This window comes from Pseudomonas sputi (genome assembly GCF_021603585.1).
Taxonomy (GTDB): domain Bacteria; phylum Pseudomonadota; class Gammaproteobacteria; order Pseudomonadales; family Pseudomonadaceae; genus Aquipseudomonas; species Aquipseudomonas sputi.
On the sequence record NZ_BQHI01000032.1, the window covers coordinates 23,657 to 49,938 of the forward strand.

The 26,282-nt window shown below is 61.7% G+C and carries 26 protein-coding genes; 12 read left to right on the top strand and 14 right to left on the bottom strand.

What is annotated here, in order from left to right:
* Window positions 1-88 precede the first annotated feature (88 nt).
* A complete protein-coding gene (locus tag L6D81_RS26320; RefSeq protein WP_236182542.1) occupies window positions 89-1,255 on the top strand; it encodes an AlgP family protein in 1,167 nt (388 codons plus the stop codon).
* On the opposite strand, the gene L6D81_RS26325 is transcribed toward L6D81_RS26320, so the two are convergent.
* Window positions 1,252-1,713, bottom strand: coding sequence for a TIGR02444 family protein (locus tag L6D81_RS26325; RefSeq protein ID WP_236182543.1), 462 nt, complete (start codon window positions 1,711-1,713; stop codon window positions 1,252-1,254). The genes L6D81_RS26320 and L6D81_RS26325 overlap by 4 nt on opposite strands.
* A 50-nt stretch (window positions 1,714-1,763) precedes the next feature.
* On the opposite strand from L6D81_RS26325, the gene L6D81_RS26330 reads away from it, so the two are divergent.
* From L6D81_RS26330 to L6D81_RS26340, 3 genes are all read left to right on the top strand, one after another.
* Window positions 1,764-3,674 (top strand): ATP-binding cassette domain-containing protein, encoded by a 1,911-nt coding sequence (locus tag L6D81_RS26330; protein WP_236182544.1) that lies wholly within the window; start codon window positions 1,764-1,766, stop codon window positions 3,672-3,674.
* Window positions 3,674-4,255 (top strand): mechanosensitive ion channel family protein, encoded by a 582-nt coding sequence (locus tag L6D81_RS26335; RefSeq protein ID WP_236182545.1) that lies wholly within the window; start codon window positions 3,674-3,676, stop codon window positions 4,253-4,255. Before L6D81_RS26330 ends, L6D81_RS26335 begins: the two co-directional genes overlap by 1 nt.
* Before the next feature lie 114 nt (window positions 4,256-4,369).
* Window positions 4,370-5,002: a LysE family transporter gene (locus L6D81_RS26340; RefSeq protein ID WP_064600316.1), complete on the top strand. Its 633-nt coding sequence runs from the start codon at window positions 4,370-4,372 to the stop codon at window positions 5,000-5,002.
* 61 nt (window positions 5,003-5,063) lie between these two features.
* Here the strand turns inward: L6D81_RS26340 and L6D81_RS26345 are convergent, their stop codons facing one another.
* The 5 genes from L6D81_RS26345 to L6D81_RS26365 all read right to left on the bottom strand — a co-directional run bounded on the left by L6D81_RS26345 (window position 5,064) and on the right by L6D81_RS26365 (window position 9,795).
* A complete protein-coding gene (locus tag L6D81_RS26345) occupies window positions 5,064-5,807 on the bottom strand; it encodes a penicillin-binding protein activator LpoB (RefSeq protein ID WP_236182546.1) in 744 nt (247 codons plus the stop codon).
* A gap of 3 nt (window positions 5,808-5,810) precedes the next feature.
* On the bottom strand, window positions 5,811-6,398 hold the full coding sequence (lpoB, locus tag L6D81_RS26350; protein WP_007951848.1) for a penicillin-binding protein activator LpoB: 588 nt from the start codon (window positions 6,396-6,398) through the stop codon (window positions 5,811-5,813).
* 36 nt (window positions 6,399-6,434) lie between these two features.
* Window positions 6,435-6,809 (bottom strand): YcfL family putative periplasmic lipoprotein, encoded by a 375-nt coding sequence (locus tag L6D81_RS26355; RefSeq protein ID WP_011336502.1) that lies wholly within the window; start codon window positions 6,807-6,809, stop codon window positions 6,435-6,437.
* A gap of 15 nt (window positions 6,810-6,824) precedes the next feature.
* Window positions 6,825-8,219, bottom strand: a complete 1,395-nt coding sequence (locus tag L6D81_RS26360; protein ID WP_236182547.1) for a COG3014 family protein — start codon at window positions 8,217-8,219, stop codon at window positions 6,825-6,827.
* A gap of 202 nt (window positions 8,220-8,421) precedes the next feature.
* Complete coding sequence (locus tag L6D81_RS26365; RefSeq protein WP_236182548.1) at window positions 8,422-9,795, bottom strand: COG3014 family protein; 1,374 nt, start codon at window positions 9,793-9,795, stop codon at window positions 8,422-8,424.
* Window positions 9,796-9,946: 151 nt separating this feature from the next.
* Between L6D81_RS26365 and L6D81_RS26370 the strand changes: the two genes are divergently transcribed.
* Together L6D81_RS26370 and L6D81_RS26375 are read left to right on the top strand one after the other, a co-directional pair.
* Window positions 9,947-11,842, top strand: coding sequence for an FTR1 family protein (locus L6D81_RS26370; protein WP_236182549.1), 1,896 nt, complete (start codon window positions 9,947-9,949; stop codon window positions 11,840-11,842).
* Window positions 11,843-11,951: 109 nt separating this feature from the next.
* Entirely contained in the window at window positions 11,952-12,407 is a 456-nt protein-coding gene (locus L6D81_RS26375; protein WP_179693319.1) for a YaiI/YqxD family protein, read from the top strand.
* A 54-nt stretch (window positions 12,408-12,461) separates the two neighbouring features.
* Here the strand turns inward: L6D81_RS26375 and elbB are convergent, their stop codons facing one another.
* Window positions 12,462-13,130 (bottom strand): isoprenoid biosynthesis glyoxalase ElbB, encoded by a 669-nt coding sequence (gene elbB / locus L6D81_RS26380; RefSeq protein WP_236182550.1) that lies wholly within the window; start codon window positions 13,128-13,130, stop codon window positions 12,462-12,464.
* Window positions 13,131-13,245: 115 nt separating this feature from the next.
* On the opposite strand from elbB, the gene L6D81_RS26385 reads away from it, so the two are divergent.
* Entirely contained in the window at window positions 13,246-14,481 is a 1,236-nt protein-coding gene (locus L6D81_RS26385) for a sterol desaturase family protein (protein ID WP_236182551.1), read from the top strand.
* Here the strand turns inward: L6D81_RS26385 and L6D81_RS26390 are convergent.
* Window positions 14,462-15,118 carry a DedA family protein gene (locus L6D81_RS26390; RefSeq protein WP_236182552.1) on the bottom strand — a complete coding sequence of 219 codons (657 nt, stop codon included), beginning with the start codon at window positions 15,116-15,118 and terminating at the stop codon, window positions 14,462-14,464. The genes L6D81_RS26385 and L6D81_RS26390 overlap by 20 nt on opposite strands.
* Before the next feature lie 208 nt (window positions 15,119-15,326).
* On the opposite strand from L6D81_RS26390, the gene hemB reads away from it, so the two are divergent.
* Both hemB and ppk1 read left to right on the top strand, forming a co-directional pair.
* Window positions 15,327-16,340, top strand: coding sequence for a porphobilinogen synthase (gene hemB / locus L6D81_RS26395; RefSeq protein WP_007951836.1), 1,014 nt, complete (start codon window positions 15,327-15,329; stop codon window positions 16,338-16,340).
* Between the two features lie 18 nt (window positions 16,341-16,358).
* Entirely contained in the window at window positions 16,359-18,584 is a 2,226-nt protein-coding gene (ppk1, locus tag L6D81_RS26400; protein ID WP_236182553.1) for a polyphosphate kinase 1, read from the top strand.
* A gap of 66 nt (window positions 18,585-18,650) precedes the next feature.
* Here the strand turns inward: ppk1 and ppx are convergent, their stop codons facing one another.
* The 5 genes from ppx to L6D81_RS26425 all read right to left on the bottom strand — a co-directional run bounded on the left by ppx (window position 18,651) and on the right by L6D81_RS26425 (window position 23,187).
* The gene (gene ppx / locus L6D81_RS26405; protein WP_236182554.1) at window positions 18,651-20,153 is read right to left on the bottom strand and encodes an exopolyphosphatase; all 1,503 of its coding nucleotides are present in this window, start codon (window positions 20,151-20,153) and stop codon (window positions 18,651-18,653) included.
* A gap of 175 nt (window positions 20,154-20,328) precedes the next feature.
* Entirely contained in the window at window positions 20,329-21,066 is a 738-nt protein-coding gene (locus L6D81_RS26410; protein WP_064600296.1) for an amino acid ABC transporter ATP-binding protein, read from the bottom strand.
* Window positions 21,053-21,703, bottom strand: coding sequence for an amino acid ABC transporter permease (locus L6D81_RS26415; protein ID WP_007951832.1), 651 nt, complete (start codon window positions 21,701-21,703; stop codon window positions 21,053-21,055). Before L6D81_RS26415 ends, L6D81_RS26410 begins: the two co-directional genes overlap by 14 nt.
* On the bottom strand, window positions 21,700-22,380 hold the full coding sequence (locus tag L6D81_RS26420; protein ID WP_039765327.1) for an amino acid ABC transporter permease: 681 nt from the start codon (window positions 22,378-22,380) through the stop codon (window positions 21,700-21,702). Before L6D81_RS26420 ends, L6D81_RS26415 begins: the two co-directional genes overlap by 4 nt.
* Window positions 22,381-22,401: 21 nt before the next feature.
* A complete protein-coding gene (locus tag L6D81_RS26425; protein WP_064379930.1) occupies window positions 22,402-23,187 on the bottom strand; it encodes a transporter substrate-binding domain-containing protein in 786 nt (261 codons plus the stop codon).
* Window positions 23,188-23,443: 256 nt separating this feature from the next.
* Here L6D81_RS26425 and L6D81_RS26430 point away from each other — a divergent pair, with 256 nt between their 5' ends.
* The 3 genes from L6D81_RS26430 to rho all read left to right on the top strand — a co-directional run bounded on the left by L6D81_RS26430 (window position 23,444) and on the right by rho (window position 26,111).
* A complete protein-coding gene (locus tag L6D81_RS26430) occupies window positions 23,444-24,151 on the top strand; it encodes a FadR/GntR family transcriptional regulator (protein ID WP_236182555.1) in 708 nt (235 codons plus the stop codon).
* 120 nt (window positions 24,152-24,271) lie between these two features.
* Window positions 24,272-24,601, top strand: a complete 330-nt coding sequence (gene trxA, locus L6D81_RS26435; RefSeq protein ID WP_003206727.1) for a thioredoxin TrxA — start codon at window positions 24,272-24,274, stop codon at window positions 24,599-24,601.
* 250 nt (window positions 24,602-24,851) lie between these two features.
* A complete protein-coding gene (rho, locus tag L6D81_RS26440) occupies window positions 24,852-26,111 on the top strand; it encodes a transcription termination factor Rho (protein WP_007951825.1) in 1,260 nt (419 codons plus the stop codon).
* A gap of 56 nt (window positions 26,112-26,167) precedes the next feature.
* Here the strand turns inward: rho and L6D81_RS26445 are convergent.
* Window positions 26,168-26,282, bottom strand: a 115-nt coding sequence (locus L6D81_RS26445) for a transposase (protein WP_143497295.1), incomplete at its 5' end; no start/stop codon positions are given.

Genomic DNA, 26,282 nt, shown 5'->3' on the forward strand with positions numbered 1-26,282 from the left:
AGTGCTTTCGATACTGTCAACATGCCCTAGCGGCGGTAGCAGCAGAGGTCTAGTATGAGCCGCACTCACGTCAGCCAGGAGGTAAACCATGTCGGCCACCAAGAAGCCTGTAAACACTCCGTTGCACTTACTCCAACAACTCTCGGGCAGCCTGCTCGAGCATCTGGAAAACGCTTGCTCCCAAGCCTTGGCTGATGCTGAAAAACTGCTCGCCAAACTGGAAAAGCAACGCGGCAAGGCGCAAGAAAAACTGCACAAGTCCCGCACCAAATTGCAGGACGCAGCAGCAGCCGGTAAAGCCAAGGCGCAGACCAAGGCCAAGGCTGCCGTGAAGGAACTCGAAGACCTGCTCGATGCGCTGAAGGAACGTCAGTCCGATACCCGCAGCTACATCCTGCAACTCAAGCGCGATGCCCAGGAAAGCCTGAAACTGGCTCAGGGTGTCGGTCGTGTTCAAGAGGCCGTCGGCAAGGCGTTGTCCCTGCGTTCGGCCAAACCGGCAGCGGCACCTGAGAAAAAAGCAGCCGCCAAACCTGCTGCAAAAGCACCGGCCAAGGCTCCTGCAAAAGCCCCTGCAAAAGCGCCAGTGAAAGCCGCTGCAAAACCAGCCGCGAAGAAACCCGCAGCCGCCAGCGCTGCTAAACCTGCGGCCAAAACCACAGCAGCCAAACCAGCTGCCGCCAAGTCAGCTGCTGCAAAACCAGCCGCCAAACCTGCGGCGAGAACTGCTGCTGCGAAAGCGGCTTCAGCGAGTACTGCCGCTGCGAAACCTGCTGCCAAGCCAGTTGCCAAAGCAGCCGCCAAGCCGGCAGCAAAACCAGCCGTTAAAGCCGCCGCTAAACCAGCCGCCAAAACAGCTGCTGCCAAGCCTGCGGCGAAAACCGCTGCCAAACCGGTTGCGGCAAAACCCGCTGCTAAAGCAGCAGCGAAACCAGCGGCCAAGCCTGCGGTAAAAGCTGCGGCCAAACCCGCCGCCAAACCGGCTGCCGCCGCCAAGCCTGCAACGACCACCGCTAAACCGGCCGCCAAGCCAGCAGCGAAACCTGCGGTAAAAAAACCTGCCGCTGCCAAGCCTGCTGCCGCCAAACCAGCGGCAGCAAAACCGACCGCTGCTCCTGCGGCCAAACCTGCCGCACCGGCAACTCCGGCTGCGACCGCTGCACCAGCACCCGCCGCCACTACCTCGACCACCGCAACCACGCCATCGTCGGCGCCGGTGTCGAGCGTCGCCAGCAACCCGTCCAGCGCTTCCTAAGCGCCGGTCGCCGCGACGCGCAGCACTTGCAGCGCGTCGCGGTTCAGGTTGGCCGTCGGGCCGGCCAGCACTTGCAGCCAGTCACTCGACTCCTTCGAATGACGCTTCCAGCCCTGCGCAACTCCTTCAAGTCGAGACAGCAGCGCACGTTCCGCTTCCAGTTCCAGTCCCTTGATCTGCTCGCGCATTCCCTTGAGCACCGGATCGGTTTCGGCCAGCGCCTTCCACTGCATGCGCAGTGTGCGCAACGGTTGCACCACCTCCCGGTCCCAAGGCTCTGTCAGTTCAACAAGTTGCCGGGCTCGCGCCTCGTTGCAGGTGGCATCGCGTTGTTCCAGCCATAAACCGCACAGCATCAGGCATACATTGGCCCCGGTCGATTGCAGACGCAGGCAGGCATCCTCCACGCCGGGACGGGCGTAGACGGCAAGGGCAAAGCTCCACAGGTCAGAGGACATCGTGCTACTCGCGCCAGTTGCGGACGAAGCTGGTAGACTCCGCCGCCATTATGATCCGACTTCAGAACCTGACTTTACAGCGTGGCCCGCAACGTCTGCTAGAAGACGCCGAGCTGACCCTGCACGCCGGCCACAAAGCCGGCCTCATCGGTGCCAACGGCGCCGGCAAATCCAGCCTGTTCGCCCTGCTCCGCGGTGAGTTGCACCCGGACTCGGGCGACAGCCTGCTGCCGGCCGACTGGCGTATCGCCCACATGCGCCAGGAGGTCGACACGCTCGAACGCCTGGCGGTTGACTATGTGCTCGACGGCGACCTGCGTCTGCGCGAAGTGCAGCGTGAGCTTGCAGCGGCCGAAGAGGCCCACGACGGCACCGCGCTGGCCCGCCTGCACGCCGAACTGGACAGCGCCGATGGCTACACCGCCGATGCGCGGGCGCGCAAGCTGCTCGCCGGTCTCGGTTTCACTAACGAGCAGATGGATCGTCAGGTAGGAGATTTCTCCGGTGGCTGGCGGATGCGTCTGAACCTTGCGCAGGCTTTGATGTGCCCATCAGACCTGCTGCTGCTCGACGAACCGACCAACCACCTGGACCTCGACGCCATCATCTGGCTCGAAGAGTGGCTGAAAAGTTACCCCGGCACTTTGCTGCTGATTTCCCACGACCGGGATTTCCTCGATGAAGTGGTCGATCACGTGGCCCACGTCGATCAGCGCAAACTGACGCTCTACCGTGGCGGCTACACCGCGTTCGAACGCGCCCGTGCCGAGCGTCTGGCCCAGCAGCAACAGGCCTACGAGAAGCAGCAGGCGCAGCGTGCGCACATGGAAAGCTACATCGCCCGGTTCAAGGCCCAGGCCACCAAGGCCCGTCAGGCCCAGAGCCGGATCAAGGCGCTGGAGCGGATGGAGGAGCTGTCGGCGGCCCACGTCGATTCGCCGTTCGACTTCGTATTCCGCGAGTCGACCAAGATTTCCAGCCCGCTGATCGACCTGTCCGATGCACGTCTGGGTTATGGCGAGAAAACCGTGCTGGAGAAGGTCAAGCTGCAACTGACCCCCGGCGCGCGGATCGGCTTGCTTGGCCCCAACGGTGCGGGCAAGTCGACCCTGATCAAGAACCTCGCCGGCGAGCTCGAACCGCTGGCCGGACGTCTGACTCGCGGTGAAAACACCGTGGTCGGTTACTTCGCCCAGCATCAGCTCGACTCGCTGGACGCCAAGGCCAGCCCGTTGCTGCATTTGCAGCGTCTGGCGCCGACCGAACGCGAGCAGACCCTGCGCGACTTCCTTGGTGGTTTCGATTTCCGGGGTGCGCGGATCGACGAGCCGGTGCTGAATTTCTCCGGTGGCGAGAAGGCCCGTCTGGCCCTGGCGTTGATCGCCTGGGAACGGCCGAACCTGTTGCTGCTCGACGAACCGACCAACCACCTCGACCTGGAAATGCGTTTGGCGCTGACCATGGCGTTGCAGGAGTTCAGCGGCGCGGTGCTGGTGGTTTCCCACGATCGGCATTTGCTCAAGAGCACCACCGACAACTTCTTCCTGGTGGCGGATGGCAAGGTCGAGGAGTTCGATGGCGACCTTGAAGACTACGCCCGTTGGCTGGTCGAGTACCGTCAGCGTAACGCCCCGGTCAGCAACACGCCGGTCAACCCGGACAAGACCGACAAGAAGGCCCAGCGCCAGGCCGCCGCTGCGTTGCGTCAGCAGCTGGCACCGCACAAGCGCGAAGCCGATAAACTCGAAGCCGAGCTCGGCAAGCTGCACGAGAAACTGGCCAAGGTCGATGCCAGTCTTGGCGACAGCGACCTCTACGACCCGGCGCGCAAGAACGAACTGCGTGACCTGCTGGCCGAGCAGGCCAGGCTGAAAGTCCGCGAAGGCGAGCTTGAAGAAGCGTGGATGCAAGCTCTGGAAACGCTGGAAAGCATGCAGGCGGAGCTGGAGGCGTTGTCCTGATGGAAGCCTTCAGACTTCCATTGCCGGCGATGTGGGTCGAGCCGATCTGGCTCGGCGTGCAGATTCTGCTGATTCTGCTGGCCGGCTACGTCGCTCAGCGCGTCGTCGCCCGGTTCCTGACCGGCCTGGGCGAAAAGTATCCGTTGCCGCCGCAGCTGCTGATGCCGCTGCGCGGCGGTCTGCGCTGGCTGATCATGGGCAGTGCGCTGATCTTCGTGCTGGAACGCCTCGGGGTCTCGGCCACGGTGCTCTGGACTGCGCTGTCGGGCTTCGTCGCGGTGGCGGCGGTCGCGTTCTTCGCCATGTGGAGTGTGCTGTCGAACCTGCTCTGCGCGATTCTGATTTTCACCGTCGGCCCGTTCCGTCTCGGCGACGTGGTCGAATTGGTGGACACCACCGACAAACCGGGCGTCAAAGGTCGGGTGGTGGCGATCAATCTGCTCTACACCACGTTGATCGAAGCCGAAGAGCTCGGCACCGGGAGCGCCATGGTGCAAGTGCCCAACAGCCTGTTCTTCCAGCGTTCGGTGCGACGCTGGCGCGGCACGGATGTCTTCCCTTCCAGCGGTTTCGAAAAGTGACCGGACGCCGGCTGCGTTGGTCGGCGGCCGCAACATCCTGCAAAAAATCGGTAGTCATCCAGCCAAATCCGCATTAGCTTTGAGGATTGTCACGAGTCCGAGTCGAGGTGTGCGATGGAGCTTCAAACATGGCTGGCGTTTTTTGCCGCCTGCTGGGTGATCAGTCTTTCTCCGGGTGCCGGCGCCATTGCGTCGATGTCCAGCGGCCTGCAATACGGTTTCTGGCGCGGCTACTGGAATGCCCTGGGCCTGCAGATCGGCCTGGCTGTGCAGATTGCCATCGTGGGTGCCGGTGTCGGCGCGATCCTCACCGCCTCGGCCACGGCCTTTCACGCGATCAAATGGTTCGGTGTTGCCTATCTGGTTTATCTGGCGATCAAGCAGTGGCGCGCCCTGCCGATGGACATGAGTGACGACGCGGCGGTTCGGCCGATCGGCAAGCCGCTGGCGCTGGTGTTCCGTGGTTTTCTGGTGAACATCAGCAACCCCAAGGCTCTGGTGTTCATGCTCGCGGTGCTGCCGCAGTTCATCAATCCGCATGCACCACTGCTGATCCAGTATGTGGTGATCGGCGTGACCATGATCGCGGTCGACCTGATTGTCATGGCCGGCTACACCGGTCTGGCGTCGAAGGTATTGCGCCTGTTGCGTACCCCGACCCAGCAGCGACGCATGAACCGCACGTTTGCCGGCCTGTTCATTGGCGCGGCGGCGTTCATGGCCACACTGCGCAAAGCGGCCGCGTAAAGCGTACAGGCATTAAAAAAGGCGACCTTTGCAGGTCGCCTTTTTCGTTTCCGGCGGTCGATCAGCGCAGAATCACCGGCGCCGTATCACGCGGCAGATTATTGCGTTGCTGCGGCTCGCGCGGCTGCTCATAACCGCCACCGCCGAGCTGCATGCTCAGCTGTCCGGCCACGTCTTCGCCCAGCGCCTTCGAGACGTCGCGCACCACCCGTGGGCGGTTCAGCGAAATCTTGATATCGCGGTGGTTCACCAGTTTCGTGTCCTGCGCTTCACCCATCGCCGTAAAGGCCGAAGTGATTTCGTAGGTCTTGGTGTTGATCAGGCTGAAGTCGGCCACCAGCGTCAGGCCCAGCACGGCGGAATAGCTGTCGGTGTTCGCCAGCTCGTTGACGTCCTGGGTGAAGTCGATGTCCGACACGGTGCCGAACAGCACGTAGTCGGCGCCCTTGAAGTTGCCGGCCTTGATCCGCTTGATCACATCGTAGATGTCACCCTTGGACGAGGCGGTGTACGGGGTGCCCTGCACCAGCTGGAACATCCCGGTGCGCAGGATTTCACCCTTGATATCGCCAGTGAATTTACGCAGCTCGGCCTGCTCGATGTAGCTGGTGTTGGCTTCGAACTCGTTGTAGCTCGAAGAACCGCTGGCGCTGTAATAGCCCTCGCGGTAATTGCTCTTCGACGAAACGATGTGGATGTATTGCTCCACCCGTTCCTGGTACGCCAGATCCGTCACCGCGACTTTCGGGGCCGCCTGCACGCTGAACGCGCAAGCCAGGGCCATCATGCCAATCCATGTGCGCATCGATTAACGCTCCGTGGTTTTGCGGATCTCTTTTTCGTCCATCCACTCGGCCAGACCGCTTTCAACGTCGATCAGTTGCAGGCTGAACTTGTAGAAGACGTCCTTGTAGTCGCTGCTGCGCTTGACGATCGAGCTGATCGAGCCTTCAAGACGGTATTTGGCGGCGATCATGTTGCCAGTCTTGGCCACGGTGCTCTTCTTGTACAGGCCGCTCTGGTTTTGCAGCTTGAGTTGGTCGACCTGGCTCTGCATCGCGGTGTTGTCGCTGGCGAAACGGGCGGTGCCGGACTTCATCAGCTGGGTCTTGATGCTGGTGGTGATTTCGCGGGTGTCGATGTATTCGCTGGTCTTGTTCTTCACGTCGTAGACCTGCACCACAGGGCGACCCTGCAGAATGCCGGACTGGGCCAGGGAACGGGTCATCGACTCGGCGATCATCTGCAGGTCGGTGGAGCCGAATTCGTTGGTCACGGTTTCAACGGCCTTGGTGTCGCCGTAGCTGATGTTCTTGCTGCCCAGGGTCGGCGAAGTGTTGGCGCAACCGCTGGCCAGCAGGGCGAGGACGGCGATGAAGGAAAAGCGTGCAAACATGGGAATGCTCTCTGAATCGGGAATGGGGTGTCGGGCTTAAGGCGTCTTGAGTTCCAGACGGAAGTCCACGGCTTTGGGTGTCGGGGCGATGCCCTGGATGAAGCTGGTCTGGGCGCCGTACATCATCTGGCTCTTCCAGACTTCTTCTTCGGCGATCGGGAAACCTTCCGGCCCGAGCCAGGCGAAGCGGTAGTAGAACGTCTTGTTGCTGTTGAGGGTGTTGCTCAACTGCACGTTGACGGTCATGAAACCGTTTTCGCGGGCCACGCGCATCGCGCCGACCACGATGTGTTTCTGCGGGCCCATGGCCACGACCTTGCTCGCGGCACTGCCCGGCTCCGGTGGTGGCGGGGTGGCGCAGCCGCTCGCCAGCAGGGCGAGGGCGGCGACGGCGATGAGTTTGAAGCGCATGCAAAGACTCCGTTCTTAAGGTTGTTTGAGGCTGGCCACGGCGGTGGCGCCAGCGCTCGGGGTGACGTGGGCGGCGAGGCCTGCGGCGAACACCTGATTGCCGACGGCGCGCAGGGTGATCACCTGATAACGCTGATCGACGGTGACCTTGACCTGAGAGCCACCGACGGCGCTCGGCAGAGTGACTTGGTGCTCACCTTTCTTCAAGCGCAGACGGACCACTTGTGTGGTGTCCGGCAGGGTGCGCCACGTACGGGTATCGGCACCTTCGAGCACAGCTGAAGAAATACCCACCGCCAGACCCGCCAGCGGGTTGGTTTCGTTGATCTTCTTCTGCGCCACACCTTTGGTGATCGCGCGCACGGTGGTGCGCAGGATGATCCCCGGCATGTCATCGCGCAGGGCGCGACGGGACATGGCGGTGGTGCTGTTCAGTGCGGTCAGGTCGACCTGTTGGCCATCGACGCCTATCTGCGCGAACGTCGCGGTGGAGGTGTCAGGCTTGATGATCGGGAACGACAGCGGAGTAATCACTACGTTGTTGGAGATTGGCAGCGGCAACGGCACGCGGATCGAATCGCGGGCCGGCGCCAGACCGCTTTGCACCACGATCAGGATGTCGCTGTCATCGCTCTTGACCGGTTTGTCGAGGTTGACCAGCGCCTGCTCCAGCAGCGGCGTGTTCGGGCGCAGTTCGGCAGCCTTGCGATAGCCCGGCGCAGCGAGGTCTTTTTCGCCCAGGGCTTCATAGACGAAACCGGCCAGGTAATGGCTGAACGCGCTCTGGTAGCTGTTTTTCAGGCCGACCACTTCCGGTGCGTCGAGGCTGGCGACCGGGTAGCCCTGCAAGTCCTTGTATTGGGTCTTGATGCCTTCTTTCTCGGCTTCCTCTTCGCTCTTGAGGTATTCCTTGTCGCGCAGGTCGGCGATCACCGCTTCACGTTCGTGAGTCTTCTTGATCGCGGTACGGGCGCCGTCGAAATCATTGACCGCCAGCAGGTTCAGGGCCATCTGCGTGGTCAGCATGACCTTTTCGTAGTCGTAGCCTTCGTAGCGGCGCACCTTGTCGTTGACCAGGAAGCTGCCGAACTGAGCCAGGTACTTGTCGGTGTCGAGCTTGACCGAATCTTCCCACTTGCCCACCACCTGGTCGGCGCTGGTCCAGGCATTCTGGCTGCCGGACAGGTCGCCCTTGGCGCGCAGCAGTTCACCCTTCTCGAAGTAATAGAGCAGGTCCTTGTCCGGGCCGGTGTTGTTCTTTTCCAGCAAGGTCAGGGCGGCGTCGACGTTGCCGGTGGCCAGTTGCTGGTTGGTCTGGGCCAGTTCGGAATCGTAGTTGCGAAACGCCGAACAGCCGGACAGCAGGGTGACAGCGCTGAGCGCAATCAGGGTGGGGGCGCGAAATGCCATGGGGTACTTCTTCCATGAGTAGCGACAGCCTCGGGTGCGGGTCGGGCTGCTGGGACCGATCGGCAGTGGCGCTGGCCTCCTGCCAATTCCTCATAAAAAGAGGAGCTTTAATGCCGCATCGCGATAGCGCGGGCGCGGCATTATAAGCGGGCGATGCTGGCTATGTAATAGCTTTTTAATTGCACTGGTTAGTTGGGTGCCATTACTTATCCGGCAGTCTGGCATCGCCGATTACGTTGGCGATATCTCTCAGAACTCGCAGGTTGACCAACTGGTGTTCGCGATCGATGCGCAGGGTGACCGATGACGCTCCGGGTGCATTGGGCGCATTGAATTGATGATCGCCTTTCTTCAGCCGTATGCGTGCCACCAATGTCTTGTCGGGAAGCGTGCGCCAGGTTCTGGTGTCGGCCTCCTCAAAAGGGTCGTGCTCGGTGACAACTAATGAGGCCTTGGCCGGATTGCGTTCGTTTTCCTGGGCCTGGGCAATGGCGGCCATGTTGGCGCGGAACATCGCCCGGGAAATGATCGCCGGCATGTCATCGCGCAGCGTACGAAACGCCATGTCGGTGACGCTGTTGATCACGGTCAGCGGTCGTTTGCGGCCATCCACCAGGATGTGGTCGAACGCTGGTGTGACGGTGTCCGGCACCAGAATGGGAAACGAGATCGGTGCAGTGATGACCAGATTTTCATTGAGCCGCACCGGGATCGGCACGCTCACCGAACTGCGGGCAGGTGCCAGGCCACTCTGAACGACGATCAGCACGTCGCTCTCATCGGCCTTGGGCGGCGGCTGGTCGAGATTGCGCAGCGCCTGTTCGAGGAAGGGTGTGTTCGGGCGCAACTCGATCGCCTGGCGATAACCCGGCGCGGCCAGGCCGCGTTCGCCCAGCGCTTCATAGGTGAAACCGGCCAGGTAATGGCTGAAAGCACTCTGGTAGCCGTTCTTCAGTTCAATCACCGCTGGCGCGTCCAGGGTGGTGACGGGATAGCCCTGCAGATCCTTGTATTGCACGACGATGCCTTGACCTTTGGCCTGTTCCTCGAGCTCTTCATACTGGCGCTCCCGCTGGCGGGCGATCAGTGCTTCACGTTCGTGGGTCTTCTTGATGTCTGCCCGTGCGCCGTCGAAATCACTTTCGCCCAATTGGTTGAGGGCCATCTGCGTAGTCAGCATGACCTTTTCGTAGTCGTAGCCTTCGTAGCGGCTGAGCTTGTCGTTGACCAGCATGGTGCCCATTTCATAGGCAAACCGGTTGAGCAGCTTCATGGGGGCGGAAGGCACGGCTTCTTCGCGCTGGAACACCATCCGGTCTGCGCTGCGCCAGGCTTTCTGGCTCTGCGGGCGTGCGTTGGCGAAGCTGAGAATCGAACCCTTCTCGAAGTAGTAGAGCAGGTCCTTGTCTTCCCACGGGTTGTGCCACTCCAGCACATCCAGGGCGCCCTGATAGTCGCCGAGCATCAGCCGGTCGTTGGTTTGCTGCATTTCCAGGTCGTAATTGCGGTAAGCCGCGCAGCCGCTCAGTTGCAGGATCGTGCTGATTAATACCGGGAGTAGCAGGCGTTGGCGCATGGAGTGCAGCTCTTCCTGGAGCAGAGAGGCGAAAGGTGAAGGATTATAGGGGTGGGCAGTGGCCATGTGCCGGGTATTGGAGAGAAAGCTTGAGGGAATCGCGCTCGAAGTGAACAATATGTAACTTCGCATTTCCACTTGAGACTCATTCATGACTGCCGCGTCCCGATTTCTGGCCTGGCTGGCGTTTCCGCTGTGCGCCCTGGGCAGCTTCAATCTGCTGGCCGACACCGTGGAAGGCGCGCCACAAGCGCTGCACCTGCTCGATTACATCAGCGCCGATTACCCGCCGACGGTCGAGGCCGGCAAGGTTATCGACGACGGCGAATATCGTGAGCAACTGGAATTCACCCAGGTGCTGCAAGGGCTGATCGCCGGCCTGCCGGCCAAACCGGAGAAAGCGGCGCTGGAACAGGGTGTCAGCGCCTTGCACGCCGCGATCACGGCGAAACAGGATGGCGCGGACGTGGCCCGTCAGGCCCGGCAACTGGGGGCGAAACTGGCGGTGGCTTATGAAGTCAGTCAGGCCCCGATCATCACCCCCGACCCTGCCCGTGGTGCGCCGCTGTATGCGCAAAACTGCTCGGTGTGCCACGGCGACACGGGTGCCGGCGACGGCCCGGCGGGTCTCGGCATGACGCCGGCGCCGGCCAATCTGCGCGACGCGGCGCGGATGGATCACCTGAGCCTGTACGCGATCTACAGCACCCTCGGCCAGGGCGTCGAAGGCACGGACATGCCGGCCTTTGCCGATCAACTGGACGACCGTCAGCGCTGGGATCTGGCGACCTACATCGCGCAGTTCAGCGCCGATCCGGCCACGGCCAAATCCGACAAGACCTACAACATCGCCGATCTGGCCCGCCAGACCCCGGCCGAAGTGCAGGCTGCCGAGGGCGCCCAAGCCGCCGCGATCTTCCGGGCGCAACGGGCGCAGCCGCCGCAGGTCAAGCGCGGCCCGGCGCAATTGCTCGATTACACCGCCGCGACCCTGGACAAGAGCCTGGCGGCGTACCGTGCCGGTGAGCACGATCAAGCCTATGACCTGTCGGTGGCGGCGTATCTGGAAGGCTTCGAACTGGTCGAAAGCTCGCTGGACAACGTCGACGCCAACGTACGCAAGGACACCGAAAAATCCCTGATGGCCTATCGGCAAGCGCTGCAGGACGGCTTGCCGGTGGAGCAGGCCGAGCAGCGTCTCGACGCGGCCAAGGCCAAACTCAAGGAATCCGCCGGCCTGTTGGGCAGCGACGGTCTGAGCTGGTCGCTGAGCTACATCTCCGGGCTGTTGATTCTGCTGCGCGAAGGTCTGGAGGCGATTCTGGTGTTGGCGGCGATCCTCGCGTTCCTGCGCAACACCGGCCAGCAATCGGCGGTGCGCAGCGTCAACGTCGGCTGGGGGCTGGCGCTGCTCGCCGGCCTCGGGACCTGGGCGCTGGCGGCGTACGTGATCGATGTCAGCGGCTCCCAGCGTGAACTGCTCGAGGGCGCCACGGCGCTGTTCGCCAGCGTCATGGTGCTGTGGCTCGGGGTGTGGATGCACGACCGTCGGCACGCGGCGGCCTGGCAGGATTACATCAAGCAGAGTCTGGTTGGCGGAGGCGGGCGTTTCGGTTTCGCGATCCTGGCGTTCTTCTCGGTGTATCGCGAGCTGTTCGAAGTGATCCTGTTCTACGAAACCCTGTGGCTGCAGGCCGGTCCCGCCGGGCATAACGCGGTACTCGCTGGCGGTGCGACGGCGCTGGTGCTGCTGTTCGGTCTGGCGTGGGTGATCCTGCGCGGTTCGGCGAAACTGCCGCTGGCGCTGTTCTTCAGCATCAACGCGGCGCTGCTCTGCGCGTTGTCGGTGGTATTCGCCGGTCACGGCGTGAAGGCGTTGCAGGAAGCCGGGGTCTTTGGCACGCGGCCGGTGGCGTTCTTCGATTTCGACTGGTTGGGGATTCATGCCGACGCCTATTCGCTGACGGCGCAGGCCGTGGCGATTGTGGCGATCATCGTGCTTTATGGCCGCAGTTGGGTGGCTGAAAAGCGCCGCATGGCTGCTTGAACAGCATTCGCTGCGCTCACTCCGCGGGCAAGCCCGCTCCCACAGGGATTGTGTATGACCTTGTGCGAGCGTGGCTTGGCCGCGATGTTTTTGGATTGAGGAAATCATGATGCGCGTATGGATCGATGCCGACGCCTGCCCGAAAATGGCCAAGGAGCTGGTAGTCAAGTTCGCCCTCAAGCGCCGCTTCGAAGTGGTGCTGGTGGCGGGGCAGCCGCAGAGCAAACCGGCGCTGGCGATCGTCAAGCTGATCGTGGTGCCGAGCGGCCCGGATGCGGCGGATGATTATCTGGTGGAACACGCGGTGCCGGGCGAACTGGTGATCTGCAGCGACATTCCGCTGGCCGACCGGCTGGTGAAAAAGGGGGTGGCGGCGCTGGATCCGCGAGGCAAGGAGTTCGACGCGCAGAACATGGGTGAGCGGCTGGCGACACGCAACCTGTTTACCGACCTGCGCGAGCAGGGCCAGGTCAGTGGCGGCCCGGCGCCGTTCGGTGAGCGCGAGAAGCAGGCGTTCGCCAATGCGCTGGACCGGATCCTGACGCGCCTGGCGCGTCAGGTTTGATCGTCACCCGTTGATCGTTCCCACGCGGAGCGTGGGAACGATCACGGTCTCCGGTCAGGCGTCGTTTTCGTGAGTCAGCTCGAGCACCCGATCCACCAGTTTGTTGATCCCCGAAGCCGCTTCGCTGATTGACTGCGCCAGCATGTAGGCCGGGGTGGTCACCAGTTTGCGCGCCTTGTCTTCGATGATGTCGGTCACCGCGCAGTCTTCGTGGGTGGCGCCCATCTTGTTCATGGCGGCGGCGGTGTCGGCGTCGTTGCCGATGGTGCAGGTCACGCCGGGGCCGTAGATTTTCGCGGCCAGCGCCGGCGAGATGCAGATCAAACCAACAGGCTTGCCCGCTTCGGCAAAGGCTTCGGCCAGCGCCAGCACCTCCGGCTGCACGGTGCAGCCAGCGCCTTCGATGGCGAAATTCGACAGGTTCTTCGCCGCACCGAAACCGCCTGGCACGATCAGCGCATCGAAGTCCTCGACATCGGCCTCGCGCAGATCCTTGACGTCGCCCCGGGCGATGCGAGCCGATTCCACCAGCACGTTGCGCGACTCGGGCATTTCTTCACCGGTCAGGTGATTGATCACATGCAATTGCGCGATGTTCGGGGCGAAGCACTGCACCTGGGCACCGCGCTGGTCGAGGCGCAGCAGAGTAATGACGCTCTCCTGAATCTCGGCGCCGTCGTACACGCCGCAACCGGACAGGATCACTGCAACTTTTTTGCTCATGGGTTTCTCTCCAGATTCATGGCGTTAAATGTCCTCTAATTTGTCGTTCGTTGCCATAGGATCAAGCCGCGGCTACACCTAGGATCTGTGCTACAGATTCCGACCAGGGCGCGTCATGAACTTCATCCTGTATGCGGTACCGTTTTTCTTCGTGTTGATTGCGGCGGAGCTCATCGCCGACCGCTGGCGCGGGATGAGCAACTATCGCCTGGCCGATGCGGTGAACAGCATCAGCACCGGGGTGTTGTCGACCACCACCGGCCTGTTGACCAAGGGCGTGGGCCTGGTGACCTATGCGTTTGCCCTGGAGCATCTGGCGCTGGTCAGGTTGTCGGCGGACAGTGTCTGGGTCTGGGTGTTTGCCTTTGTCTTCTATGACTTCTGCTATTACTGGCTGCATCGCCTGGGCCATGAACGGAACATTCTCTGGGCGGCGCATTCGGTGCATCACCAGAGCGAGGACTACAACCTTTCCACGGCCTTGCGCCAGACCAGCACCGGGTTTCTGTTGAGCTGGATCTTCTACCTGCCGATGGCCGTGTTCGGGGTGCCTTTGCTGGTGTTCGTCAGCGTTGCGGCGCTGAATCTGCTGTATCAGTTCTGGGTCCATACCCGGCACATTCCCAAGCTCGGCTGGTTCGAGTGGTGCTTCGTCACGCCGTCCAATCATCGGGCCCACCATGCACAGAACGCTCTCTACATGGATCGCAACTATGGCGGGGTGTTCATTATTTGGGACCGTCTGTTCGGCTCGTTCCAGGAAGAGGACGACAACGAGCCGGTGATTTTCGGCGTGACCACGCCATTGGCGAGCTGGAATCCGTTGTGGGCCAACCTGCAGTTCTACGCGCAGCTGTGGGACGATGCGCGCCGGGCCGAGCGTACGTGGGACAAGATCCGGATCTGGTTCATGCGTACCGGCTGGCGGCCGGCGGACGTCGCGGCGAAGTACCCGATGAGCAAGCGGGACTTGAGTCAGTTCCGCAAATTCGAAGTGCCGCTGGACAGCCGTCAGCAGTGGTACGTGGGGTTGCAGTTTGGCGTCTATGTGGCGCTGGGCAGTTATCTGATGAATCTGGAACACAGTCTGCCTACCGGAGCATTGGTGCTGGGCTGGGGCGCGGTGGCGTTCGGTTTGTTCGTGTTGGGCGTGGCCCTGGAGAATCGCCCGTGGGCGGCGAAGCTGGAAGTGTTGCGGCTGGCATCGAACCTGCCGCTGGTGTGGCTGGCGCCGCAGTTCGGGCTCTGGCCGGCCAGCCCGGGGATATGGGTCGGCCTGCTCATTTACAGCCTGCTCAGCGGCATCGGGCTGTATGGCTGCCGCCAGCGACTTACTCGGCTGGCGTCTTAGGGCCGGCGGCGTTGGTCATTTCGGCTTTGTGCCGTTCGGCCTTGGCCAGTAGCTCGGCCTGTTCTTCCTCGTAGACCTTTTTCGCCAGCCGGGCGTTCTTGAACCGGCGACGCAGCCACAGGCCCAGGCCGAGCACCAGCAGCGCGCCCAGCACCCACAGCTCATATTTCTTGATGCTGCCGAGCATGCCTTCGAGCACGGCGCCGAAATGGTAGGCGGCAGCAGCCAGGGCGGTGGCCCAGATCGCGGCGCCGATACCGTTGAGCAGCAGATAGCGTCCTGGCGGATAGCCCGACAGGCCGATTGCCACCGGCATCACCGTGCGCAGGCCGTACACGAAGCGAAAGCTCAGGACCCAGATGTCCGGGTGCCTGCGGATGTGTTCCAGCGCGCGGTCGCCCATCATCTGCCAGCGCGGTTTGCGCGCCAGCAATTTGCGTCCGTGCTTGCGGCCCAGGAAGTACCACAGCTGATCGCCGGCATAGCTGCCGAAGAATGCCACGACCACCACCAGTTTGATGTCCATGTATTCACGGAACGCGAGGAAGCCCGCGAGTACCAGGATGGTTTCGCCTTCGAAAAATGTCCCGAGAAACAGGGCAAAGTAGCCGAAGTCATGCAGAAATTGTTGGAGCATTGTCTGGGTGCTGGCGAAATGAACGCGCAGCCTAACCCTTCGGACACATTCAGGAAAGTGTCGAAATGTGTCTCGACGTGAAGATTTCCTACACGGACAATGGAAAGCGACTGCCTGTCGCAGGGGTGCACATAACTGTCATACGACCGTCATAATGGCCATCTATAACTGTCACGCTCGCCCGTTTGCGCGGGCTCAGGAGTCTGCCGTGAGCTTTACCCCAGCCAACCGTCTGTTCCCTGCCACCCGCCTGCGTCGCAATCGTCGTGATGATTTTTCCCGGCGGCTGGTGCGTGAGAATGTGTTGACGGTCGATGACCTGATCCTGCCGGTATTTGTGCTCGACGGTGAAAACCGCCGCGAAGCGGTGGCTTCGATGCCGGGTGTCGAGCGCCTGACTATCGACCTGCTGCTTGAAGAGGCTGCCAAATGGGTCGAACTGGGGATTCCGGCGCTGGCGCTGTTCCCGGTCACCCCGCCTGAACTCAAATCCCTCGATGCCGCCGAAGCGTGGAATCCCGAAGGTATCGCCCAGCGCGCCACCCGTGCCCTGCGTGACCGGTTCCCGGAGCTGGGCGTGATCACCGATGTCGCCCTCGACCCGTTCACCACACACGGTCAGGACGGCATTCTCGACGAAGAGGGCTACGTGCAGAACGACATTACCGTCGATGCACTGGTCAAACAGGCGTTGTCCCACGCCGCTGCGGGCGCCCAGGTGGTAGCCCCTTCGGACATGATGGACGGCCGCATTCAGGCGATCCGTGAAGCGCTGGAGCTGGCCGGTCACGTCAACGTGCGGATCATGGCCTACTCGGCCAAGTACGCGAGCGCCTATTACGGCCCGTTCCGTGATGCCGTGGGTTCGGCCGCGAACCTGGGCAAGGCGAACAAGGCTTCTTATCAGATGGACCCGGCCAACAGCGATGAAGCGCTGCACGAAGTGGGCGCGGACTTGTCTGAAGGCGCGGACATGGTCATGGTCAAGCCCGGCATGCCGTACCTGGACATTTTGTTCCGGGTAAAAGATGCCTTCAAAGTGCCGACCTTCGTCTATCAGGTCAGCGGCGAATACGCCATGCACATGGCGGCGATCCAGAATGGCTGGTTGAGCGAAGGCGTGATCCTCGAATCCCTGACCGCCTTTAAACGTGCCGGCGCTGATGGCATCCTGACTTACTTTGCTGTCCGTGCCGCTCAATTGTTACGAGAGCAGAAATAGCCCTCCCAGGAACATTCGATGAATACCGAAGGACTCACTGAAGTTGCCGTAAAAGAAGCTCAACCGGTGGTCGAGCAGATCACCGAAACCCCGCCGGAACTGGAGCCTGCGCCACCCGCGCCGGCAACCGAGCCTGCCGCGGCGGTTCCGGCGATCGTGATTCCCGGCCTGGATGACAGCAGCCTGTACATCCACCGTGAATTGTCGCAACTGCAGTTCAACATCCGCGTGCTGGAACAGGCGCTGGACGAGTCCTACCCGTTGCTGGAGCGGCTGAAGTTCCTGCTGATCTTCTCCAGCAACCTCGACGAATTCTTCGAAATCCGCGTTGCCGGCCTCAAGAAGCAGATCACCTTCGCCCGCGAACAGGCCGGCGCCGATGGTCTGCAACCGCATCAGGCACTGGCCCGCATCAGCGAGCTGGTGCACGGTCACGTAGACCGTCAGTACGCAATCCTCAACGACATCCTGCTGCCGGAGCTGGAAAAGCATCAGGTGCGTTTCATCCGTCGGCGCAACTGGACGACCAAGCTCAAGACCTGGGTGCGCCGCTATTTCCGCGACGAAATCGCGCCTATCATCACCCCGATCGGCCTCGACCCGACGCACCCGTTCCCGTTGCTGGTGAACAAGAGCCTGAACTTCATCGTCGAGCTCGAGGGTATCGACGCCTTCGGTCGTGACTCCGGTCTGGCGATCATCCCGGCGCCGCGTCTGCTGCCGCGGATCATCAAGGTGCCGGAAGAAGTCGGCGGCCCTGGCGACAACTATGTGTTCCTGTCGTCGATGATCCACGCCCACGCCGATGACCTGTTCCAGGGCATGAAGGTCAAGGGCTGCTACCAGTTCCGCCTGACCCGCAACGCCGACCTTGCGCTCGACTCCGAAGACGTCGAAGACCTGGCCCGCGCCCTGCGTGGCGAGCTGTTCTCGCGTCGTTACGGCGACGCCGTGCGTCTGGAAGTCGCCGATACCTGCCCGAAACACCTGTCGGACTACCTGCTCAAACAGTTCAACCTGAGCGAGACCGAGCTGTACCAGGTCAACGGTCCGGTGAACCTGACGCGTCTGTTCAGCATCACCGGTCTGGACAGCCATCCGGAGCTGCAATACACGCCGTTCACGCCGCAGATCCCGAAACTGCTGCAAAACAGCGAGAACATTTTCAGCGTGGTCAGCAAGCAGGACATCCTGCTGCTGCACCCGTTCGAGTCGTTCACCCCGGTGGTCGACCTGTTGCGCCAGGCCGCCAAGGACCCGCATGTTCTGGCCGTGCGCCAGACCCTGTACCGCTCCGGCGCCAACTCGGAAATCGTCGATGCGCTGGTGGACGCCGCGCGTAACGGCAAGGAAGTGACGGCCGTCATCGAGCTGCGTGCGCGCTTCGACGAAGAATCCAACCTGCAACTGGCCAGCCGTCTGCAGGCGGCCGGTGCGGTGGTGATCTACGGCGTGGTCGGCTTCAAGACCCACGCCAAGATGATGTTGATCCTGCGTCGCGAGCAGGGCGAGATCGTGCGTTACGCGCACCTCGGTACCGGTAACTACCACGCCGGCAACGCCCGTCTGTACACCGACTACAGCCTGCTGACTTCCGACGACGCCCTGTGCGAAGACGTCGGCAAACTGTTCAGCCAGTTGATCGGCATGGGCAAGACGCTGCGCATGAAGAAGCTGCTGCATGCGCCGTTCACCCTGAAGAAGGGCATGCTCGACATGATCACCCGCGAGACGCAATTCGCGCTCGACGGCAAGCCTGCGCACATCATCGCCAAGTTCAACTCGCTGACCGATCCGAAGATCATCCGCGCGCTGTACAAGGCCAGCCAGTCCGGCGTGCGCATCGATCTGGTGGTGCGCGGCATGTGCTGCCTGCGTCCGGGCATCGCCGGGGTTTCGCACAACATTCACGTGCGCTCGATCATCGGCCGCTTCCTCGAGCACACCCGGGTGTTCTACTTCCTCAACGGTGGCGAGGAGCAGATGTTCCTGTCCAGCGCCGACTGGATGGAGCGCAACCTCGACAAGCGCGTCGAGACCTGTTTCCCGGTGGAAGGCAAGAAGCTGCTGACCCGGGTCAAGAAAGAGCTGGAGCTGTACCTGACCGACAACACCCACAGCTGGAGCCTGCAATCGGACGGCCGCTACATCCGCAACACGCCAACCGGCAACCAGAACCCGCGCAGCGCGCAGGCGACGTTGCTGGAGCGGCTGGGCAGCCCGATTCTGCCGGTCAGCAGCTGACCGCAGCTCTCAAAACAATAAAAAAGGCGATCCATCCGGATCGCCTTTTTTGCGCCTGCCCGTTACTCAATGCACGGTCAGGACAATCCCCACCCGCGTCAGCCACTCGGCCTCAAGCCCGAAATCCGCCTGGGTCAGCTGGTTTTCATCCAGCCAGTTCTCCGGGAATTCCACATCGAGGTTGTTGCCGTTGGCATGCAGCGCCACTTGCGGCATCGCCTGGGTGCCACGGATGTGGTGGAACAGGATGGCGAAACGCAGCAGCACGCACAGGCGGATCAATTTGGCGCCGTCGTCGCCGAACTCGGCAAACTTGTCCTTGGGGATGTTGCGGCGGTGACCGCGCACCAGCAGGGCAAGCATTTGCTGGTCTTCGCGGGAGAACCCGGCGAGGTCCGAGTGTTCGATCAGGTAAGCGCCGTGCTTGTGGTAGTGATAGTGCGCGATGTCGAGCCCGACTTCGTGCACTTTCGCCGCCCAGCCCAGCAGTTCGCGCCAGATGCCGTCTTCCAGCTCCCAGTCCTCTGCCACTTGATCGAACGCGTGCAAGGCTTTGCGCTCAACCCGTGCGGCCTGTTCCAGGTCGACGTGGTAGCGCTCCATGAGCGAGGTCAGGGTGCGTTCGCGCACGTCTTCGTGGTGATGGCGACCCAGCAGGTCATACAGCACGCCTTCACGCAGGGCGCCTTCGCAGTGATCCATGCGTTGCAGTTCTAGGGCGTCGAAGATCGCTTCGAGAATCGCCAGGCCCGCCGGGAAGATCGCTCGGCGATCCGGCTTGATGCCTTCGAAATCGATCTTGTCGACATCGCCGAGTTTGAACAGGCGGCGCTTGAGCCACGCCAGACCTTCAGCATTCACTTCGCCGGTGCCATGGCCGCCAGCCTTCAGCGCCAGGCCGATGGCGCGGATGGTGCCTGAGGAGCCAATGGCTTCATCCCAGGTCAGGCGGTGCAGGGCGTGTTCGATGCTCATGATTTCCAGCCGCGCCGCCGTGTACGCCTGGGCGTAGCGGGCCGGGGTGATCTTGCCGTCCTTGAAATAGCGCTGGGTGAAACTCACGCAACCCATTTGCAGGCTTTCGCGCAGCAGCGGTTCGAAACGCTGGCCGATGATAAATTCGGTACTGCCGCCGCCGATGTCGGCGACCAGACGTTTGCCCGGGGTGTCGGCGAGGGTGTGGGACACGCCGAGGTAGATCAGGCGCGCCTCTTCACGGCCGGAGATGACTTCCACCGGATGGCCGAGGATTTCTTCGGCACGGCGGATGAATTCGCCACGGTTGCGCGCCTCGCGCAGAGCGTTGGTGCCGACGATCCGCACGGCGCCCAGCGGCATGCCGTTGATCAGTTGGGCAAAGCGCTTGAGGCAGTCGAGCCCGCGCTGCATGGATTCTTCGTTGAGCTGACGCTCATCGTCGATGCCGGCGGCCAGCTGAACCTTTTCTCCGAGCCGTTCGAGAATACGGATTTCGCCGTTCTGGGCCTTGGCCACGACCATATGAAAGCTGTTGGAGCCCAGGTCGATCGCGGCGATCAGGGACAGATTCTTGGCTTGGGATTGCGGCATGGTCTGGGGTCTCGGTCGATAACCCCGACATCGTGCCACGATCAAACGCTGCCGCCAACGCGCATGGTTCAAACCCTTGATCCTGCGCATAAAAGCCCTGCCCGCTACGGACGCTGATCGTTCAATGATCGTTCCCACGCTCTGCGTGGGAACGATCAGAAGTCCCGAAGATCCTTCAGGCTGTCGCTTCGACGGTGCCAATGAAATTCGCCAGCTCCGGCGTCTGCGGATCGGCAAACAGCACTTTCGGATCCCCGACCTCATGTACCTTGCCCTGGTGCATGAACACCAGTTTGTCCCCGACCTCCCGGGCGAAGCGCATTTCGTGGGTGACCATGATCAGCGTCATGCCTTCCTTCGCGAGCTGACGAACCACGCTGAGCACTTCGTTGACCAGCTCCGGGTCCAGCGCCGAGGTGATCTCGTCGCACAGCAACACCTTGGGCGACATCGCCAGCGCCCGGGCAATCGCCACGCGCTGTTGCTGGCCGCCGGAAAGGCGCTCAGGGAAGGCATCGAACTTTTCGCCCAGGCCGACGCGCTCGAGCATCTGCCGCGCCAGCTCCTGCGCCTTGGCCTTGGGCACTTTCTGCACCACTTGCGGCGCGAGCATCACGTTCTCGCCCACCGTCAGGTGCGGGAACAGGTTGAACTGCTGAAACACCATGCCGACTTTCTGTCGCAGGCTGCGCAGGTCGGCGCGTGCGGCGTCGAGATATTCGCCGTCGACTTCGATCACGCCGTCGTTGATCGACTCCAGACCGTTGAGGGTGCGCAGCAGGGTGGACTTGCCCGAGCCGCTGCGGCCGATGATTGCCACCACCTGGCCTTCCTCGACACTCAGGTCGATGCCTTTGAGCACGTGGTGATCGCCGTAGTATTTATGCAGGGCGGAAATTCTAAGCAGAGGCATGCAGTCTCCTTTCCAGGTAGCGCGCACTGAGGGACAGGGGGTAGCAGAGCAGGAAGTAGCCCAGGGCGACTAGGCCATAGACCATGAACGGTTCGAAGGTGGCATTGGCGAGCATGCCGCCGGTCTTGGTCAGTTCGGTGAAGCCGATGATCGAGGTCACGGCGGTGCCCTTGACCACTTGCACCGAGAAGCCCACGGTCGGTGCCACGGCAATCCTCAGCGCCTGCGGCAGGATCACGTAACGCAGTTGCTCCAGCGGATTGAGCGCCAGGCTGGATGAGGCTTCCCACTGGCCATTGGGAATCGCCTCGACGCAACCGCGCCAGATCTCCGCCAGATAAGCACTGGTGAAGAGCGTCAGGGCAATTGCCGCCGCCATCCACGGTGAAATTTCCACCCCGGCCAGCGCCACGCCGAAGAACACCAGAAACAGTTGCATCAGCAACGGCGTGCCCTGAAACAGTTCGATCCAGGTGCGCGCGATGCTGCTGGGCAGCGGGTTTTTCGAGATGCGCATGATCAGGATCAGCAAGCCGACGATCCCGCCGCCGATGAACGCCACCAACGACAACGCCAGCGTCCACTGCAGGCCGGTCAGCAGGTTGCGCAGGATGTCCCAGAACGTGAAGTCGCTCATTGGCTGCTCCTTGCGCTGCTTTTCGACAAGTAGCGCCGACCGAGCCAGTTCAACAACTGACGGATCAGCAGCGCCATGCACAGATAAATGAGGGTGGTCAGAGCGTAAGTTTCAAAGGCGCGGAAGTTGCGCGATTGAATGAAGTTGGCGGCGAAGCTCAATTCTTCGGTGGCGATCTGTGAACACACCGCCGAACCGAGCATCACAATGATGATCTGGCTGCTCAGCGCCGGCCAGACCTTGCCCAGCGCGGGCAGCAGCACCACGTGGCGGAAGGCTTCGAAGCGGCTCATCGCCAATGCCGCCGCCGCTTCCAGTTGCCCGCGCGGGATCGCCTGGATGCCGGCGCGGATGATTTCGGTCGAGTACGCCCCCAGGTTGATCACCATCGCCAGCACCGCCGCCTGCCACTCGGAAATCTGCACGCCGAGGGACGGCAGGCCGAAGAAGATGAAAAACAACTGCACCAGAAACGGCGTGTTGCGGATCAACTCCACATACACGCCGAAGATCGCCGAGAACGGGCGGATGTTCCACGCCCGTACCAGCGCCCCGACGATACCCACGCCAACCCCGAAGAGTGCGCCGATGGCCGTCAGCTCAAGGGTGAACAGGGCCCCGCGCAGCAGCAGGTCGGTGTTTTCCACCACCGGCAAGAAATCGAACTGATAGGCCATGAAAGTCTCCCGCGTCGCCGGTCAGAGGTCGGCCGGCAGCGGCTCTTTGAGCCAGGTCTGCGCGTTCTTTTCCAGCGCACCGTCAGCCTTGGCGGTGGTCAGGATCTCGTTGACCTTGCCCAGCAGCGCCGGCTCGTTCTTGTTCACGCCGACGTAGACCGGCGAATCCTTGAGCTTCACTTTCAGCGCGGGTACGCGTTTGGGGTTCTTCTCGCTGATCGCGACCATCACCACGTTGCCGCTGGCGATCAGGTCGACTTGCCCTGCAAGGTAGGCGGCGATGGTCGAGTTGTTGTCTTCGAAACGCTTGATGGTCACGCCTTCGGGGGCGACCTTGGTCAGCTCGATGTCTTCGATGGCGCCCCGGGTGACGCTGATGGTCTTGCCCTTCAGGTCGTCGAGGGTGCTGACGGCTGCGTCCGGCGGGCCGAACACGGCGAGGTAGAACGGCGCATAGGCGCGGGAGAAATCGATGACCTTCTCGCGCTCGGGGTTTTTGCCGAGGCTGGAAATCACCAGGTCGACCTTGCCGGTGGTCAGGAACGGGATGCGGTTCGTGCTGTTGACCGGGGTCAGTTCGAGTTTGACCTTGAGCTGGTCAGCCAGCAGTTTCGCGGTGTCGATATCGAGGCCGCGCGGCTTCATGTCCGGGCCGACCGAACCGAACGGCGGGAAGTCCTGAGGCACGGCGACTTTCAAGGTGCCACGTTTGACCACGTCGTCCAGACCGTCGGCATGGGCGGGGGCCTGGCTGAGCATCAGACCGGCAAACAGGGCGGCGAGGAGGGCGCTGTAACGCTTCGTCATGGACAATCTCCGGATCGGCGGGAAGTGAATTCTGCGATCGGACAGAGCATGGGCCGTGCCAAAACGCCGGTTTCGCCATGCAAAGCCACGGGTTTAGCGGGTTTGCTCGGTCTTACTGGTCTGAACAGTCAGCCCGGGTTTCGCACTGCAATAGCGCATCGGCTTGGGCCGCCGAACCCCGGCGGGGCACGACTTGCCTGATGCCTCGAATAGCTTTACAACTGGCCGCACCTTGGCCTGGTTCGTCTGGAAAACCATGAACTCGATCTCCCGCGCCGTACCCGAAGTGGCGTTGCAAGCGATCCGCAAACTGATTACCGAGCAGGGCTTCGGCCCCGGCGATGCGTTGCCCTCGCAGCGGGATCTGGCGGTTCAGCTGGGTGTCAGTCGCGCATCGTTGCGTGAGGCGTTGTCGTCCTTGAGTGCGCTGGGTGTGGTCAGTATCCAGCCGGGCAAAGGCGTGTTCGTGCAGGCGCCTTTGGAACTGCCGCGCGGCGAGGGCGCTCCGGCCTGGCCGTTTGCCGCCCAGGCGTCGCCGCTGGAAATCTTTCAGTTGCGCTATGCGCTGGAAGGGTTCGCGGCCGGGCTGGCGGCGGTGACGCTGAGCACGCTTGATCTGGACGAACTGGAAGACAACGTTGCCGCCATGCGCGAGCAACTGCGCGCCGGCGACTTCGAGGCTGCGGCGAAACTGGATTTTGAATTTCACCGGCGGATCCTGCTGGCCAGCGGCAATCAGGCGATGCTGAGCATCCTCACCGCCAGTGCCGACATCTTTCTGGAGAGCCAGAAACTACCGTTCATCCGCGCCGAGCGGGCCATGGAAACCTGGCAGGAGCACCGCAAGATCCTCCGCGCCCTCGCTCGCCGGGCCTGCGCCGCCGCGCAGAAAGCCATGCAGGAGCACGTGCGCAACGCGGCCCTGCGCACCGGAATTTCCTTCATCGCCCCCGCCAGCGCGTGACTTGAGCTATACCCAAACTCATCGAGTGCCATAGCAAGACTCAATCATCTGCGGCTTCCTGAACAAGGGAAGGGCGGCTATGATGGGCCACGTTTTTTTGCTTACAACCTGGAGAATTCCATGAGCAGCGATCTGATCAAACACGTTAGCGACGCTAGCTTCGAAGCCGACGTACTCAAGGCCGAAGGCGCTGTCCTGGTCGACTACTGGGCTGAATGGTGCGGCCCTTGCAAAATGATCGCTCCGGTTCTGGACGAGATTGCAGAGACTTACAAAGGCAAGCTGACCGTTGCCAAGCTGAACATCGACGAAAACCAGGAAACCCCTGCCAAACACGGCGTACGCGGTATTCCGACCCTGATGCTGTTCAAGAACGGCAACGTGGAAGCGACCAAGGTCGGCGCTCTGTCGAAGTCGCAACTGGCTGCTTTCCTCGACGCCAATATCTAAGCGTCGCGGTAAAGACTGTCCTCAAAAGGCCCCGCAAATTGCGGGGCTTTTTGCGTATTCAGGGCTAGACGCTCCGAAACTCAGGTGGTACATTCGGCCCCGCACTGGTTTCTCCACTGCCCCCTGCTAGCCGTCGCCGACGCACTCCTTTTCGAATAAGTACGCGATCCTGTCGCCTTCTCCGCGGCGCGGCCTCATTAAGCCAAAAGCTTAATTTTCCCCCCTCCATAAATGATTACGTCATTCCTATATGAATCTGACTGAACTCAAGCAAAAGCCGATTACCGAACTGCTCGAATTGGCCGAACAGATGGGCATAGAAAATATGGCCCGTTCGCGCAAGCAGGACGTGATTTTCTCCCTGCTGAAAAAGCACGCTAAAAGCGGTGAGGAAATCTCCGGTGATGGCGTGCTGGAGATTCTCCAGGACGGCTTCGGCTTCCTGCGCTCCGCAGACGCTTCCTACCTCGCCGGTCCTGACGACATCTACGTCTCGCCGAGCCAGATCCGCCGTTTCAACTTGCGCACCGGTGACACCATCGTTGGCAAGATTCGTCCTCCGAAGGAAGGCGAGCGTTATTTCGCCCTGCTCAAGGTTGACACGATCAACTTCGATCGTCCGGAAAACGCGAAGAACAAGATTCTCTTCGAGAACCTGACCCCGCTGTTCCCGAACGTGCGCATGAAGATGGAAGCCGGCAACGGTTCCACCGAAGACCTGACCGGTCGTGTGATCGACCTTTGTGCGCCGATCGGCAAAGGCCAGCGTGGTCTGATCGTTGCACCGCCAAAAGCCGGTAAAACGATCATGCTGCAGAACATCGCAGCGAACATCGCCCGTAACAACCCTGAAGTTCACCTGATCGTGCTGTTGATCGACGAGCGTCCGGAAGAAGTGACCGAAATGCAGCGCACCGTGCGCGGCGAAGTGGTTGCCTCGACTTTCGACGAGCCGCCGACCCGTCACGTACAAGTGGCTGAAATGGTGATCGAGAAGGCCAAGCGCCTGGTCGAACACAAGAAGGACGTGGTGATCCTGCTCGACTCCATCACCCGTCTGGCCCGTGCCTACAACACCGTGATCCCGAGCTCCGGCAAGGTGCTGACCGGTGGTGTCGATGCCCACGCCCTGGAGAAACCGAAGCGTTTCTTCGGCGCCGCGCGCAACATCGAAGAAGGCGGCTCGCTGACCATCATCGCCACCGCGCTGGTTGAAACCGGCTCGAAGATGGATGAAGTGATCTACGAAGAGTTCAAGGGCACCGGCAACATGGAGCTGCCACTGGACCGTCGTATCGCCGAGAAGCGTGTGTTCCCGGCCATCAACATCAACAAGTCCGGTACCCGTCGCGAAGAGCTGCTGACCGCCGACGACGAACTGCAGCGTATGTGGATCCTGCGCAAACTGCTGCACCCGATGGATGAAGTGGCCGCCATCGAGTTCCTGGTCGACAAGCTGAAAACGACCAAGACCAACGACGAATTCTTCCTGTCGATGAAGCGCAAGTAACATCGTCGGTTGATTCAGAAAATAGCGTCCCTTCGGGGGCGCTATTTTTTGGTTCATCACGGATTGCCGGGAAACACGCTCTTGATCTTCATGAAAAAGAATTCGCTGTCCCGGTAACCGTACGCCATCCGCTTGATGACCTTTATTCGATTGTTGATACCCTCCAGCTGG